Raw genomic sequence first — 13,764 nt, 5'->3', positions numbered from 1 at the left:
CTCAGTTATCCTCGAGTGTTGTTTCTGCGACCTGCGACGTGGCGCGCATCTCGGCCACGGCAGTGTCGTAATCGGAGACGAGCGCCTCGACCGAGGGGCCGATGCGGTCGAGGATCGGCGCGGGGTAGACGCCCATCCAGATGGTCATGACCACGAGCGGGGCGAAGATCGCCTTCTCGCGGCGGGTCATGTCCTTGATGGTCTTCAGGCTCTCCTTGATGAGGTCGCCCATCACCACCCGGCGATAGAGCCAGAGCGCATAGGCCGCCGACAGGATCACCCCGGTGGTGGCGAACATCGCGACCCAGGTATTGACCTGGAAGACGCCCATCAGGGTCAGGAATTCCCCGATGAAGCCCGACGTGCCGGGCAGGCCGACATTGGCCATGGTGAACAGCATGAAGATCAGCGCATAGGCCGGCATCCGGTTCACGAGCCCGCCATAGGCGTCGATCTCGCGGGTGTGCATCCGGTCGTAGATCACGCCCACGCAGAGAAAGAGCGCGCCCGAGATGAAGCCGTGGCTGATCATCTGGAAGATCGCCCCGTCGATGCCCTGCTGGTTCGCCGCGAAGATGCCCATGGTCACATAGCCCATATGGGCAACGGACGAATAGGCGATGAGCTTCTTCATGTCCTCCTGCACCATCGCGACGAGCGAGGTGTAGATGATGGCAATGACCGAGAGCCACAGGATGAAGGGGCCGATCACCTCGGAGCCGATGGGGAACATCGGCAGGTTGAAGCGCAGGAAGCCGTATCCGCCGAGCTTCAGAAGGATCGCCGCCAGCACCACGGAGCCCGCGGTCGGGGCCTGCACATGCGCGTCCGGAAGCCAGGTATGCACGGGCCACATCGGCATCTTCACCGCGAAGGAGGCGAAGAAGGCGAGGAACAGCAGCGTCTGCATGCCGCCCACGATGTGGATGCCGAGCACGCTCATGCCCGCCGCCGAGAACTGGTGGTTGAGCAGCGTCGGGATGTCGGTGGTGCCCGCATCGGCGAACATCGCCACCATCGCCACCAGCATCAGCACCGAGCCGAGGAAGGTGTAGAGGAAGAACTTGAAGCTCGCATAGATGCGGTTCTTGCCGCCCCAGATGCCGATAATGAGGAACATCGGGATCAGCCCGCCTTCGAAGAACAGGTAGAAGAGCACCAGGTCGAGCGCCATGAACACGCCGAGCATCAGCGTCTCGAGGACGAGGAAGGCGATCATGTATTCCTTGACGCGGTGCGTCACGTCCCAGCTTGCCGCGATGACGAGCGGCATCATGAACGTGGTCAGCAGCACGAACAGCACCGAGATGCCGTCGACCCCCATCTTGTAGTTGAGCCCGAGAAGCCACGCGCCCTCTTCCACCATCTGGAAGCCGGTATCGTTCGGATCGAACTGCGCGAGGATCACCAGCGAGATGAGGAAGGTCGCAACGGTCGCGTAAAGCGCCACGCGCTTGGCATTGAGGGCCGCCGCCGCGCTGTCGCCCCGCAGGAAGATGCCGAGGATCGCCGCGGCGAGCGCGGGCAGGAAGGTGACGATGGACAGAAGGTTATCCATTAGAAAAGTTCTCCCCACCAGGCCAGGAACAGAGCGATTGGAAGACACACGATCAGGACCGCAATCAGGATCGACACGTAATACATGGTCGCCACGAACAGGCCGGCACCACCGACCACGAGGTCGACGCGGGACAGATCCCGCACATTGCGCCGGTCGTCGCCGAGATAGAACGCCGACAGACCCATCACGACGACGAGGACAAAGGCGATGACGTAGAATTCCGGCGGCATCAGCGCGCCCCCCCGAACAGGGTCATCCAGGTGATGAGGACCGCGATGCCCACCACCATGGCGAAGGCATAGGTGAAGATGTAGCCGGACTGCGCGCGCCCCGCGAGGCGGGTGAAGAAGGGCACCACGCCCATCGACAGCCCGTCGATCGCCCCGTCGATGGTCGCGCCGTCACCGCGCTTCCACAGGAAGCGGCCGAGGGCCTTGGCGGACCGGACGAAGAGGAAGTCGTAGATCTCGTCGAAATACCACTTGTTCAGCAGGAACAGGTAGAGCGGGCGCTGGCTTTCCGCGAGCTGGCGCGGCAGGGCCGGGTTCACGATGTAGAAGAGATACGCCACCCCGAGGCCGATCAGCATCGCCACGAAGGGCGACAGCTTTACCCATGTGGGCACGTAATGCGCCTCGTGCAGGACGGTGTTCTCGGGTGCGATGTAGATCGCGGCCTCGCCCGGCGCGCTGGCCATGACGTAGTGCAGCTCGGAAGCCTTGGGGCTGCGTTCGGCCACGGCCTCGACCAGTTCCGGCGCGGGTTCGGTGTATTCGCCGCCGAAGAACTTCACCACCTCGTTGGTCTTGCCGAAGAAGCTCGAATACCAGATCGCACCGGCCAGGACCGACCCCACGGCCAGGACCCCCAGGGGGACCAGCATGACCGTCGGGCTTTCATGGGCGTGCTCGTGGGTGTGTTTGTCGCCGCGCGCCTCGCCGAAGAAGGTGAGGAAGATGAGCCGCCAGGAATAGAAGCTCGTGAAGAGCGCCGCGATCACCAGCATCCAGAAGGCATAGCCGCCCTGGCTGCCGACATAGGCCGACTCGATCACCGCATCCTTCGACGCGAAGCCCGCAAAGCCGATCCAGCCCGTGAGCGGAATGCCGACGCCGGTGATGGCGAGCGTGCCGATCATCATCGCCCAGAAGGTATAGGGCAGCTTCTTGCGCAACCCGCCGTAGTTCCGCATGTCCTGCTCGTGATGCATGCCGTGGATGACGGAGCCCGCACCGAGGAACAGCATCGCCTTGAAGAAGGCGTGGGTGAAGAGGTGGAACATCGCCACCGAATAGACGCCGACGCCCGCGGCCACGAACATGTAGCCGAGTTGCGAACAGGTCGAATAGGCGATGACGCGCTTGATGTCGTTCTGCACCAGGCCGACCGTGGCCGCGAAGAAGGCGGTAGTGGCGCCGAGGAAGGTGACGAAGGCCATCGCCTCGGGCGCGAATTCCATCAAGGGCGACATGCGGCAGACGAGGAAGACGCCCGCGGTGACCATGGTGGCGGCGTGAATGAGCGCCGAGACGGGCGTCGGGCCTTCCATCGCGTCGGGCAGCCAGGTGTGCAGGATGAGCTGGGCGGATTTGCCCATCGCACCGACGAAGAGCAGGAAGGCGATCAGGTTCGCGGCGTTCCATTCCGTCCAGAGGAAGGTGAGCTGGGTCTCGGCGATCTCGGGGGCGGCGGCGAAGATGTCGTCGAGGCGCACCGAATCCACGAGGAAAAAGAGCCCGAAGATGCCGAGCGCGAAGCCGAAATCGCCCACGCGGTTGACGATGAAGGCCTTCATCGCGGCGGCATTGGCCGAGGGTTTCTTGTAGTAGAAGCCGATCAAGAGATACGAGGCGACGCCCACGCCCTCCCAGCCGAAGAACATCTGGACGAGGTTGTCCGAAGTCACCAGCATCAGCATCGCGAAGGTGAAGAACGACAGGTACGCGAAGAAGCGGGGCTTGTAGACCTCGCCTTCCTTGAAGTTCGCGTCGTGGTCCATGTAGCCCATGGAATAGAGGTGCACGAGCGCCGAAACCGTGGTCACCACGATCAGCATGATCGCGGTCAGCCGGTCGAGGCGGATCGACCAGTCGGTCGAGAGCGTGCCGCTTTCGATCCAGCGCATGATCTGGATCTGCTCGGTCACGCCGTCATGGGTGAGGAAGACGATCCAGGAAAAGGCGCAGGCCAGGAACAGCAGGCCGGTGGTGATCCACATGGCGGCCCGTTCGCCGGTGATCCGCCAGCCGAATCCCGCGATCAGCGCGCCCACGAGCGGGGCGAAGAGGATGATCGTTTCCATGCCCTCAGCCTTTCATCACATTGACGTCTTCGACCGCGATGGTGCCGCGGTTGCGGAAGAAGCAGACGAGGATGGCGAGGCCGATGGCGGCCTCCGCGGCGGCGACGGTCAGCACGAAGAGGGTGAAGACCTGCCCCACCAAATCGCCGAGAAACGACGAGAAGGCCACGAGGTTGATGTTGACCGCGAGCAGCATGAGCTCGATCGACATCAGCAAGATGATGACGTTCTTGCGGTTGAGAAAGAGCCCGAAGATGCCGATGACGAACAACGCCGCCGCCACCGTCAGGTAATGTTCCAGTCCGATCATTCTCGGTCCCTCGTCCGTCTTGGGCGCGGAAAATCACGGATTTTCCGCCCCGTTTTCTTGGCGAAGAAAACGGCCGCGCCGTCCTCCGCGTCGTGTTCCGATCCGGGCCTTCCCGCCCGGGACCGGAAAATTCGTCAATTTTCCGGAGCGATATCCGCGCCGGATATCGCTCTCAGAGGCCCTGGCCCGGCTTCACGTCCCGAAGCTCCATCGCGGTTTTCGGATCGCGGTAGATCTGGGCCAGAACGTCCTGCCGTTTGATGTCCGACCGGTGCCGCAGCGTCAGCACGATCGCGCCGATCATCGCCACCAGCAGGATCAAGCCCGCGAGCTGGAACAGCAGGAAATACTGGTCATAGAGGATCATCCCCAGCGCTTCGGTATTGTGCCGGTCGACGGGGATCGCCTGGGCGAGGTTCTCGGCCGCGCCGGGGGCCGTCTCCCACGCGCCGAAGGCCAGCACGAACTGCATCAGGATCACGATCCCGATCAGGAGCGCGAGCGGCATGTAACGCGCCATCTCCGCCTTGAGCGCCGAGAAGTCGATATCGAGCATCATCACCACGAAGAGGAAGAGCACCGCGACCGCGCCCACATAGACGATGATCAAGAGCATCGCGACGAATTCCGCGCCCAGCAGCACGAAGAGGCCCGCCGAGGACAGGAAGGCCAGGATCAGCCACAGCACCGAATGCACCGGGTTGCGACTGACCACGGTGAAGAGCCCGCCCGCGAGGGTCGAAATGGCAAAGAGGTAAAAGGCAAAGACGCTCATGTCGCATCGTCCTCCGTGTCTTCCATGACCGACCGCGCCAGCTCCATCGCGCGGGTCATGGCGGGAATGCCGGCGAACATCGACATCTGCGCGATGGTCTCGGCGATCTCGTCCTTGGTGGCGCCCGCCTCCATGGCGTGGCGCACGTTCATGCGGAACGGCGTCTCCGCCTGCGCGCCTTGCATCGTCAGCCCGGCCAGTGTCAACAGCAGCCGCGTCTTCGCATCGAGCCCGTCCTTGGAGAGGCCCTTGCCGAAGGACATCTCCATGAAGTCCTTGGGCATGGTCGGCCAGAACTTCTCGATCTCGCGGGTGTTCAGGGTCTCGAGCGCGGGGTTCCAGGCCTTGGCCATCTCCTGCGCCTGCCGCATGAAAAACTCGAACGGGTTCTGACTGTCGGTCATCGGTAGGGCGCGTCCAGCTCGAGGTTGCGGGCGATCTCGGCTTCCCAGCGGTCGCCGTTCTCGAGAAGCTTCTGCTTGTCGTAGTACAGCTCCTCGCGGGTCTCGGTGGTGAACTCGAAATTCGGGCCCTCGACGATGGCATCGACCGGGCAGGCCTCCTGGCAGAAGCCGCAATAGATGCATTTCGTCATGTCGATGTCGTAGCGCGTGGTGCGGCGCGAGCCGTCCTCGCGGGGTTCGGCATCGATGGTGATGGCCTGGGCGGGGCAGATCGCCTCGCACAATTTGCAGGCGATGCAGCGTTCCTCGCCGTTGGGATAGCGGCGCAGCGCATGCTCGCCGCGAAAGCGCGGCGAAAGCGGGCCCTTCTCGTGCGGGTAATTCACCGTGGCCTTGGGACCGAAGAAGTATTTCAGCCCGAGCTTCATGCCGACCCAGAAATCGGCGAGCAGGAAGTAGCCGGCGCGGCGGGAGAAGTCTGTTTGGGTCATGTTACGTCCCTAGACTGTTTGGATCGCGGTTTCAAAGGCTCAGGCCCCGGTGCTCCAGCGTGCGAAGATACCCCAGAACCAGTCGAACTTGGCGGCGAAGGCCACGAAGACCACCCAGACGAGGCTGAAGGGCAGGAAAACCTTCCAGCCCAGCCGCATCAGCTGGTCGTAGCGGTAGCGCGGGGTGATCGCCTTCACCATCGCGAAGAGGAAGAAGAAGAACGCCATCTTGGCGACCATCCAGATCGGCCCATCGGGCAGGAACGGGATGGGCGACAGCCAGCCGCCGAAGAACAAGAGCGTGGTCAGCGCGCACATCAGGAAGATGGCGATGTATTCGCCGGCCATGAACAGCAGGAACGGCGTCGAGGAATATTCCACCTGGTAGCCCGCGACGAGTTCGGATTCGGCCTCGGGCAGGTCGAAGGGCGGGCGGTTGGTCTCGGCCAGCGCCGAGATGAAGAACAGGAAGACCATCGGGAAATGCGGCAGCCAGTACCAGCCGAAGAAGCCGTAGCCGGTATCCTGCGCGCGCACGATGTCGCCGAAATTCATCGACCCGGTGGAGAGGATCACGCCGATGATGATGAGACCGATGGAGACCTCGTAGGAGATCATCTGCGCGGCGGAGCGGAGCGATCCGAGGAAGGGATATTTCGAGTTCGACGCCCAGCCGCCCATGATCACGCCATAGACCTCGAGCGACGAGATCGCGAAGACGTAAAGGATCGCGACGTTGATGTCCGAGAGTACCCAGGTGTCGTTGAACGGGATAACCGCCCAAGCCACCATGGCGAGCACGAAGGAGGTGAGCGGCGCGAGGATGAAGACAGCGCGGTCCGAGCCCGCAGGGATCACCACCTCCTTGACCACGTATTTCAGCGCGTCGGCCACGGTCTGCAAGAGGCCGAAGACGCCGACCACGTTGGGGCCGCGCCGCATCTGTACGGCGGCCCAGATTTTCCGGTCTCCGTAGACCAGGAACAGCAGGCTCACCATGACGAAGCCCAGAACCGCGAGGCACTGGGCCACGATGATCAGGGCGGTACCGCCGGGGGACATCAGGAAGTCAGACATCGGGTCCTCACACCATCGGTATTCCGTTTTCCGCGCAGGCCTGAGCGATGACTTCGGCGTCGATCGTCTTTAGCCCGCGGGGCAGCGCTGGCGAGATGGTGTAAATCGCATCTGCGCGCCAGAGACCACCCTCTTCGTCGACATTTGTGCGCAAATGCCGCGCGAATCCGTAGCCGCGGATCAGAGCATACTGCGCTGCGGCGCATTCCGCATAGTTTTCGACGTCGATTGCATCGCGGGCGCCGCGCATCTCGACGAGGAACTGCACGAGGTCGCCATCGAGGAGCCGCGTCTCGATTCCCGCGTAGCGCGGCTGGAACGGCGCGTCGGGCCCCTGCCCGGCCGGGCCGCAGGCCGAGACAAGGCCAGCGGCCAGCGCCAGGGACCAGAGCCGCGCGCCGCGCATCGCGGTCACTCCGCCGCGATCTTGGTCTCTCTGCGCGCCTTGGCATTGGCGCTGAGCTCGGCCATGAGCTGGCTTGCGCGGGCGATGGGATTGGTCAGGTAGAAATCCGCGATCGCCTGCCCGAAGGGCGCGTCCGACATCCCGCCCGAGGCCTCGACCGGTTGCCAGTCGTTTTCCGGCACCATGTCGAGCTCCGCGAGATGCGGTGCGGTCTTCACCATCTCCGCGCGCAGCTCCGCGAGGCTGTCGTAGGGCAGCTGCTGGCCCGCCTCGGCAGAGAGCGCCCGCAGGATCGCCCAGTTCTCCTTGGCCTCGCCCGGCGCGAAGCTTGCGCGAAGCGCCAGCTGCGGGCGGCCTTCGGTGTTCACGAAGAGGCCCTGCTCCTCGGTATAGGCGGCGGCGGGCAGGATCACGTCGGCGCGATGCGCGCCGCGGTCGCCGTGGCTGCCCTGGTAGATGACCGTCGCGCCCTTGGCGATCTCGATCTCGTCGGAGCCGAGGTTGAAGATCACGTCCGCGCCGTCGAGCGCGGCGGCGATCCCGCCTTCGGTGACAGCGCCCACATCCATCGCGCCCACACGGCCCGCCGCGCTGTGCAGGACCATGAAGGTCGATCCGGTCGCCTCGGCCAGCGCCATCGCATTGGCGAGGACCGCCGCGCCGTCTTCGCGGGTCAGCGCCGCCTGGCCCACGATCACGACCGACGGCTTCTCGGCCACGTCCGAATGATCACGGTCCAGAAGATCGGTGATGGTCGCCGGGTCGGTGCCCAGATGATCGTAATCATACGTCAGATCAACGGCTTCGCCGATCAGGCCGACCGACGCGCCCGCGGCCCAGGCCTTGCGGATGCGCGCGTTCAGGACGGGCATCTCGATGGCCGGGTTGGTGCCGATGAGCATGATCGCCTCGGCGGTGTCGAGTTCCTCGACCGTCGCCGTGCCCACATAGCCCGCGCGGTTGCCCGCGGGCAGTGCGGCGCCGTCGGTGCGGCATTCGGTGGTCCCGCCCAGGCGGTCCATGAGCTGCTTCAGCGCATAGGCGGCCTCGGTCGAGGCCAGATCGCCCACGAGACCCACGGGCTTCTTCGCCGCCTTCAGCGCCTCTGCCGCCTTTTCGAGCGCTTCGGGCCAGGAGGCCGGGCGCAGTTTGCCGTTTTCGCGCACATAGGGCTTGTCGAGCCGCTGGCGGCGCAGGCCGTCCCAGACGAAGCGGGTCTTGTCGGAAATCCATTCCTCGTTCGTGCCGTCATGGTTGCGCGGCAGGAAGCGCATGACTTCGCGGCCCTTGGTATCCACCCGGATGGAGGAGCCGAGCGCGTCCATCACGTCGATCGATTCGGTCTTGGTCAGCTCCCAGGGGCGCGCGGTGAAGGCGTAGGGCTTGGAGACGAGCGCGCCGACGGGGCACAGGTCGATGATGTTGCCCTGCAGGTTCGAATCGAGCGTCTCGCCCAGATAGGAGGTGATCTCCGCATCCTCGCCGCGGCCGGTCTGACCCATCTGCGAAATGCCCGCGACCTCGGTGGTGAAGCGCACGCAGCGGGTGCAGGAGATGCAGCGCGTCATGTGCGTCTCAACGAGCGGGCCGAGATCGAGGTCTTCCACGGCGCGCTTGGGTTCGCGGTAGCGCGAGAAATCGACGCCGTAGGCCATCGCCTGGTCCTGCAGGTCGCATTCGCCGCCCTGGTCGCAGATCGGGCAGTCGAGCGGGTGGTTGATGAGCAGGAACTCCATAACCCCTTCGCGGGCCTTCTTGACCATGGGCGAGTTGGTCTTGACCTGCGGCGGCTGGCCTTCGGGGCCGGGACGCAGATCGCGGACTTGCATCGCACAGGACGCGGCGGGCTTCGGCGGCCCACCCACGACTTCGACCAGACACATCCGGCAATTGCCGGCAATCGACAGCCGCTCGTGGTAGCAGAAGCGCGGAATCTCCCGGCCCGCTTCCTCGCAGGCCTGGAGCAGCGTCATCGCGCCGTCCACCTCGATCTCTTGTCCGTCGATGTTCACCTTGCGGAGGTCTGACATGTCGTGTCTCACCTTTCCTTCAGAAGGACGCCAATCTGGCTGCCCTTGGCTATTTCCTCACGTCCAAAGGTGCAATAGTCGGCGTCGTTATCCAATGCGACACCGCGCGCCTTCAGAATGGCCTCGCCGCGCTTGCGCATGCGCTTTTTCTCGGCTTTCGAGGTCACGTAATCCTCGATCTCCTCGTCGCTATACCCCATTCGCTTGGCCCGGGATTCGAGCGCGTTGATCGTGCTCCAGGCCTTGAACATGCGCGCCTCGATGGTGTCACACTTGTTGCGGACCTCGTCGGCGATGGCGATCATCAGCAGCGCGTCGTCGATCTCGGCCACCTGCGACAGCGGCGGCTTGGCCTGCGCGGAGGCGGTCTGGGCGCCGAGGCCGAGCATCAGGGCCAGCGCGACACGGGGGATCATCGGGGCGATCTTGCGGGACATGGGCGTCTCCTTGCTGATTGCGGTGCCGGTCGGGGACCGACCTCTCTCCGCTCCAGATGGGGCCTGAAGGGCGCGCTATCCAATATCACAAGCGAAAAGCCGCCCGGTTTCAACACTTCGCGGGGTCGCAGCGCGTCGGGCAGCGGGTCGGAGCAGAAGTCAGCCCTTTTCGATGCAGGTGCCCCGCAGCACGACGCGGTCGCCGTCGCGGGGCAGCGCCCCGGCGGGCGTGCCCGCCGGCACCGCGTAGTCAATGACGGACGTGCCGAGGTAGCGCACGCAATGGCGGACCGCCTCGTGCCGGGCCGCGGCGGCGGCCCCTTCGGCACCCTGGCTCGCCGGGCCCGCCACGGCGGTGAAGTTCGCGCGATCCTTGGCCGGTGCGCTGGCGCTGGCGCGGTAATAATTGCCCTCGAAGGCGATCCGCTCGGCGCCGATGCCGCAGGCCGCGAGGCTCAGCATGGCTGCGCTCAGCACAATAATGGATCGCATGGTGATACTCCGATCGGTCGCTTGTGACCTTGTCGCCTTGTTTGCCCACTTTTTCAAGCAGGTGGCGCCACGCCGCGTCAGCGATCGGCGCGGGGCGCGCTCATTGCAGTCCCGGAAACCCCGTGCCCCACAGCCAATGGTAGCCATATGCGATCACGACAATTCCGAGCGTCAGCGCAAGGCCGCCGAGCACCGCCTTGCCCCACCCGGCCCACCACGCGGGTTGCCGCATCAGAACGGGATTCTCCCATTCGCAATGCAGGCAGTACTGCCAATAGAAAGACCGCATTTTCCTGCAATTCCGGCAGTAGTAAATGCTCTTTGCGTTCCACAAGAACAGGTATCGCGTGGCAAGCGCCACGGAGGAGGCTTTCCGAGACTTGCGCGGGACGGACGGGATACGGCTTTTCGGCATTTCTACCTTTCCAAGGGTGAACGCGCGAGGTCGGCGGCCCAGTGAAAAGCATAGTTTATCATTCGGCATTACCTGGAAAGCCGCGACGCGTCGCGGCCGTGCGGGCGACGTGCCCCGGCTCAGGCCGCGCTAAGGATCGCGAGAATCGCCATGACCGACATCACGAGGCAGCACAGCCAGCCCACCACGTAGATGAAGGTGCGGGGCCCGAAATTCATCGGCCCGATCCCCGCCGCATGCACCGCGAAGAGCACGAGGCGGCTGACGAAGAACACCGAGGCCAGCAGGTTGACCCAGTAGGGCGAGGCCCCCGCGAGGATCGCGGCGGCAACCGAGGCCACGAAGAAGCCCATCGTCTCGACGAGGTTCAGATAGGCGCGGTTGAAGCGATAGAGGCGGTTGCCGTAATCCTGTTCGGGCGTCGATCCCGCCTGCAGGCCGCCGGTCATCTTCGCCACTGCGGTCAGCGGGCCGACCAGCAGTCCGAAGAACGTCGTCGCCGCAAGTGCCACAACCGCGTGGCCGTATTGCACCAAGGTGTCCATGTCATGTCCCTTTCGACGCAGCGGCCCGGACAGCCATCGTCATTCGGCGGCGATGGGCGACGTGCGCTTGTGCTTGATGCGGTCCTCGATCTCGTCGCGGAAGTTGCGGATCAGGCCCTGGATCGGCCAGGCCGCGGCGTCGCCCAGCGCGCAGATCGTGTGGCCCTCGACCTGCTTGGTCACGTCGAGCAGCATGTCGATCTCCTCGACCTCCGCGTCGCCGCGCACCAGCCGGTCCATCACGCGCATCATCCAGCCCGTGCCCTCGCGGCAGGGCGTGCACTGGCCGCAGCTTTCGTGCTTGTAGAACTTCGACAGCCGCCAGATCGCCTTGATGATGTCGGTGTCCTTGTCCATCACGATGACGGCGGCGGTGCCGAGGCCCGATTGCAGATCCGAGCGCAGGTAGTCGAAATCCATGATCGCGTCGCGCATCTTCTCGCCGCGCACGCAGGGCACCGAGGAGCCGCCGGGGATCACCGCCTTGAGGTTGTCCCAGCCGCCGCGGATGCCGCCGCAATGCTTCTCGATCAACTCCTCGAAGGAGATGCTCATCGCCTCTTCGACGACGCAGGGGTTGTTGACGTGGCCCGAGACCGCGAAAAGCTTCGTGCCTGCGTTGTTCGGGCGTCCGAAGCCCGCGAACCAATCCGCGCCGCGGCGCAGGATGGTCGGCACGACGGCGATGCTTTCGACGTTGTTCACGGTGGTCGGGCAGCCATACAGGCCCGCGCCCGCCGGGAAGGGCGGCTTCATGCGCGGCATGCCCTTCTTGCCTTCGAGGCTTTCGATGAGCGCGGTTTCCTCGCCGCAGATATAGGCGCCGGCGCCGTGGGTGAGGTAGATGTCGAAATCCCAGCCCGATCCGGCGGCGTTCTTGCCCACGAGACCCGCATCATAGGCCTCGTTGATGGCGCGCTGCAGCGCCTCTTTCTCGCGGATATATTCGCCGCGGATGTAGATATAGCAGGCATGGGCCTGCATCGCGAAGGACGCGATCAGGCAGCCCTCGACCAGCGTGTGCGGGTCGTGGCGCATGATCTCGCGGTCCTTGCAGGTGCCCGGCTCCGACTCGTCGGCATTGACCACGAGATAGGCCGGACGCCCGTCCGATTCCTTGGGCATGAAGGACCATTTGAGCCCCGTCGGGAAGCCCGCGCCACCACGGCCGCGCAGACCCGATTTCTTCATCTCGTCGATGATCCAGTCGCGGCCCTTCTTGATCAGATCGGCCGTGCCGTCCCAGTGGCCGCGCGCCTGCGCGCCCTGGAGCGTGCGGTCCCCCATCCCGTAGATATTGGTGAAGATCCGGTCCTGATCTTGCAGCATCGTTCAGTCCTTGTCCTTCTGGCGGTCCCGCCAGAGCCCATAAATCATCCATAAAGCCCATCCGAACCCGGCGAGCGCCGCCAGGTCGAACAGGGCCTGGGTGCGGGCCGTCCAGCCCTGTGACACCCCGATTGCGGTCGACGCGATCCATAACACGCCGGTCCCGGCGATGATGAGGGCAATTCGACGCCCCCGCCGTGCCAGATCGTCGCTGTTCATCGCTTGCAGACCGCCTCCTTAGCGGATCAGTACACGTCGCCCTTGTCGACGCGCTTGGAGAATTCGGTGTCGCCACCCTCCGCGAGGATCTTAGCCTGCGCGACCCAGTCGTCACGGGTCACGCGGCCCTTGAAGCCCGTGAGATTCTGGTTGACCCAGTTCACCTCGGACGCCGACCAGTTCGCGATCTGGTCGAAATGGTAAAAGCCCATCTCGTTCAGCATGATCTCGAGCTTGGGACCCACACCCTTGATTTCCTTGAGGTTGTCGGCGCTGCCATCGCGCGGACCGTCCAGCGTCGCGGGCTTGTCCTGCGGCGCGTCGGGATCGAGGCTCGCCGCGGTCGCGGCATCCTTGTCCGCGCCCGTGGAGGCGCCCGCGGCCATCACCGGCTCCGGCGCGTCGGCTTCGGGCTTGGCCGCGCCGCCTTTGCCGCCGTCGTATTTCCATTCGCCCTTCTTGGACGCCAGTTCCTCCTGACCCTTGAGCTGGGTCGTGGGCTTCACCTTGGCGCCGGCTTCGGCATCGGCGGCCACCGGCGTCGAGCCGGGCAGCGAGGCGCCGGTCGTCGCGGGCGATCCCGAGGTGGAGGCAGAGCCCCCCGAAGAGGAGGCGGGGGCAGAGGGAACTGCCGCATCGGCGCCCGCGCTGCCCGGTTTCACCCCGGCCGATCCCGGCTTGACCCCGGCGGAGCCGGGTGTCTTCAGCGCCATCGCGGCCTCGGCGGGTTTGGTCAGCGGCTTGCAGAAGATCCAGCTGAAGACGAAGCCCAGCACCACGAAAGCCACGCCGCCCAGGAAGATCGAGGCGATCCAGCCGCTTTCACCCATCACGAGCAAAAGCACGAATACAATCAGGCCAACGCCTGCAGCGAGCGCCCAGCAACCCGTCTGGCAGCTCATTCCACCCTTCGATGCACTCATGTTTTCACTCCCTGTCCGTGTTTTTGTGCATAGTTAGGAGACACGATG

17 protein-coding genes are annotated in these 13,764 nt (G+C 64.6%); all 17 read right to left on the bottom strand.

Features of this window, described 5'->3' with window-relative positions; genetic code table 11:
• Position 1: 1 nt before the first annotated feature.
• The 17 genes from BW990_RS06120 to BW990_RS06040 all read right to left on the bottom strand — a co-directional run bounded on the left by BW990_RS06120 (position 2) and on the right by BW990_RS06040 (position 13,716).
• Positions 2–1,558 carry an NADH-quinone oxidoreductase subunit M gene (locus tag BW990_RS06120; protein WP_076446022.1) on the bottom strand — a complete coding sequence of 519 codons (1,557 nt, stop codon included), beginning with the start codon at positions 1,556–1,558 and terminating at the stop codon, positions 2–4.
• Positions 1,558–1,791, bottom strand: a complete 234-nt coding sequence (locus tag BW990_RS06115) for a hypothetical protein (protein ID WP_076446020.1) — start codon at positions 1,789–1,791, stop codon at positions 1,558–1,560. The genes BW990_RS06120 and BW990_RS06115 overlap by 1 nt, the downstream gene beginning before the upstream one ends.
• A complete protein-coding gene (gene nuoL / locus BW990_RS06110; protein ID WP_076446018.1) occupies positions 1,791–3,863 on the bottom strand; it encodes an NADH-quinone oxidoreductase subunit L in 2,073 nt (690 codons plus the stop codon). The genes BW990_RS06115 and nuoL overlap by 1 nt, the downstream gene beginning before the upstream one ends.
• Before the next feature lie 4 nt (positions 3,864–3,867).
• Positions 3,868–4,173: an NADH-quinone oxidoreductase subunit NuoK gene (gene nuoK / locus BW990_RS06105; RefSeq protein ID WP_076446015.1), complete on the bottom strand. Its 306-nt coding sequence runs from the start codon at positions 4,171–4,173 to the stop codon at positions 3,868–3,870.
• A gap of 172 nt (positions 4,174–4,345) precedes the next feature.
• Positions 4,346–4,948, bottom strand: coding sequence for an NADH-quinone oxidoreductase subunit J (locus BW990_RS06100; protein ID WP_076446013.1), 603 nt, complete (start codon positions 4,946–4,948; stop codon positions 4,346–4,348).
• Positions 4,945–5,352: a carboxymuconolactone decarboxylase family protein gene (locus tag BW990_RS06095; protein WP_076446011.1), complete on the bottom strand. Its 408-nt coding sequence runs from the start codon at positions 5,350–5,352 to the stop codon at positions 4,945–4,947. The genes BW990_RS06100 and BW990_RS06095 overlap by 4 nt, the downstream gene beginning before the upstream one ends.
• Positions 5,349–5,843, bottom strand: a complete 495-nt coding sequence (gene nuoI / locus BW990_RS06090; protein WP_076446010.1) for an NADH-quinone oxidoreductase subunit NuoI — start codon at positions 5,841–5,843, stop codon at positions 5,349–5,351. Before nuoI ends, BW990_RS06095 begins: the two co-directional genes overlap by 4 nt.
• A gap of 39 nt (positions 5,844–5,882) precedes the next feature.
• The gene (gene nuoH, locus BW990_RS06085; RefSeq protein WP_076446008.1) at positions 5,883–6,920 is read right to left on the bottom strand and encodes an NADH-quinone oxidoreductase subunit NuoH; all 1,038 of its coding nucleotides are present in this window, start codon (positions 6,918–6,920) and stop codon (positions 5,883–5,885) included.
• Between the two features lie 7 nt (positions 6,921–6,927).
• Entirely contained in the window at positions 6,928–7,326 is a 399-nt protein-coding gene (locus BW990_RS06080) for a hypothetical protein (protein ID WP_076446382.1), read from the bottom strand.
• A gap of 5 nt (positions 7,327–7,331) precedes the next feature.
• Positions 7,332–9,356, bottom strand: coding sequence for an NADH-quinone oxidoreductase subunit NuoG (nuoG, locus tag BW990_RS06075; RefSeq protein ID WP_076446006.1), 2,025 nt, complete (start codon positions 9,354–9,356; stop codon positions 7,332–7,334).
• Between the two features lie 8 nt (positions 9,357–9,364).
• Positions 9,365–9,793 carry a DUF5333 domain-containing protein gene (locus BW990_RS06070; protein ID WP_234990171.1) on the bottom strand — a complete coding sequence of 143 codons (429 nt, stop codon included), beginning with the start codon at positions 9,791–9,793 and terminating at the stop codon, positions 9,365–9,367.
• 159 nt (positions 9,794–9,952) lie between these two features.
• A complete protein-coding gene (locus tag BW990_RS06065) occupies positions 9,953–10,285 on the bottom strand; it encodes a hypothetical protein (RefSeq protein WP_076446004.1) in 333 nt (110 codons plus the stop codon).
• A 100-nt stretch (positions 10,286–10,385) separates the two neighbouring features.
• Positions 10,386–10,517: a hypothetical protein gene (locus BW990_RS22440; RefSeq protein WP_268794326.1), complete on the bottom strand. Its 132-nt coding sequence runs from the start codon at positions 10,515–10,517 to the stop codon at positions 10,386–10,388.
• Positions 10,518–10,819: 302 nt separating this feature from the next.
• Positions 10,820–11,245 (bottom strand): MAPEG family protein, encoded by a 426-nt coding sequence (locus BW990_RS06055; protein ID WP_076446000.1) that lies wholly within the window; start codon positions 11,243–11,245, stop codon positions 10,820–10,822.
• 39 nt (positions 11,246–11,284) lie between these two features.
• The gene (gene nuoF, locus BW990_RS06050; protein ID WP_076445999.1) at positions 11,285–12,574 is read right to left on the bottom strand and encodes an NADH-quinone oxidoreductase subunit NuoF; all 1,290 of its coding nucleotides are present in this window, start codon (positions 12,572–12,574) and stop codon (positions 11,285–11,287) included.
• Between the two features lie 3 nt (positions 12,575–12,577).
• Entirely contained in the window at positions 12,578–12,793 is a 216-nt protein-coding gene (locus BW990_RS06045; RefSeq protein ID WP_076445997.1) for a DUF5337 domain-containing protein, read from the bottom strand.
• Positions 12,794–12,819: 26 nt separating this feature from the next.
• Positions 12,820–13,716: a hypothetical protein gene (locus tag BW990_RS06040; protein WP_076445995.1), complete on the bottom strand. Its 897-nt coding sequence runs from the start codon at positions 13,714–13,716 to the stop codon at positions 12,820–12,822.
• Positions 13,717–13,764: the final 48 nt, after the last annotated feature.

Source organism: Roseivivax lentus, from assembly GCF_900156805.1.
GTDB classification, from domain to species: domain Bacteria; phylum Pseudomonadota; class Alphaproteobacteria; order Rhodobacterales; family Rhodobacteraceae; genus Roseivivax; species Roseivivax lentus.
Note: the sequence above shows the minus strand (reverse complement) of the source record. Positions and strands in the feature narration are given on the sequence as shown.

Bases quoted from the DNA above. Each gene is read 5' to 3' on its own strand.
- nuoH (WP_076446008.1), bottom strand. From the start codon at position 6,920: ATGTCTGACTTCCTGATGTCCCCCGGCGGTACCGCCCTGATCATCGTG.
- nuoG (WP_076446006.1), bottom strand. From the start codon at position 9,356: ATGTCAGACCTCCGCAAGGTGAACATCGACGGACAAGAGATCGAGGTG.
- BW990_RS06120 (WP_076446022.1), bottom strand. From the start codon at position 1,558: ATGGATAACCTTCTGTCCATCGTCACCTTCCTGCCCGCGCTCGCCGCG.
- nuoF (WP_076445999.1), bottom strand. From the start codon at position 12,574: ATGCTGCAAGATCAGGACCGGATCTTCACCAATATCTACGGGATGGGG.
- BW990_RS06045 (WP_076445997.1), bottom strand. From the start codon at position 12,793: ATGAACAGCGACGATCTGGCACGGCGGGGGCGTCGAATTGCCCTCATC.
- nuoL (WP_076446018.1), bottom strand. From the start codon at position 3,863: ATGGAAACGATCATCCTCTTCGCCCCGCTCGTGGGCGCGCTGATCGCG.
- BW990_RS22440 (WP_268794326.1), bottom strand. From the start codon at position 10,517: ATGCGGCAACCCGCGTGGTGGGCCGGGTGGGGCAAGGCGGTGCTCGGC.
- BW990_RS06080 (WP_076446382.1), bottom strand. From the start codon at position 7,326: ATGCGCGGCGCGCGGCTCTGGTCCCTGGCGCTGGCCGCTGGCCTTGTC.
- BW990_RS06065 (WP_076446004.1), bottom strand. From the start codon at position 10,285: ATGCGATCCATTATTGTGCTGAGCGCAGCCATGCTGAGCCTCGCGGCC.
- BW990_RS06115 (WP_076446020.1), bottom strand. From the start codon at position 1,791: ATGCCGCCGGAATTCTACGTCATCGCCTTTGTCCTCGTCGTCGTGATG.
- BW990_RS06055 (WP_076446000.1), bottom strand. From the start codon at position 11,245: ATGGACACCTTGGTGCAATACGGCCACGCGGTTGTGGCACTTGCGGCG.
- BW990_RS06040 (WP_076445995.1), bottom strand. From the start codon at position 13,716: ATGAGTGCATCGAAGGGTGGAATGAGCTGCCAGACGGGTTGCTGGGCG.
- BW990_RS06095 (WP_076446011.1), bottom strand. From the start codon at position 5,352: ATGACCGACAGTCAGAACCCGTTCGAGTTTTTCATGCGGCAGGCGCAG.
- nuoK (WP_076446015.1), bottom strand. From the start codon at position 4,173: ATGATCGGACTGGAACATTACCTGACGGTGGCGGCGGCGTTGTTCGTC.
- BW990_RS06070 (WP_234990171.1), bottom strand. From the start codon at position 9,793: ATGTCCCGCAAGATCGCCCCGATGATCCCCCGTGTCGCGCTGGCCCTG.
- nuoI (WP_076446010.1), bottom strand. From the start codon at position 5,843: ATGACCCAAACAGACTTCTCCCGCCGCGCCGGCTACTTCCTGCTCGCC.
- BW990_RS06100 (WP_076446013.1), bottom strand. From the start codon at position 4,948: ATGAGCGTCTTTGCCTTTTACCTCTTTGCCATTTCGACCCTCGCGGGC.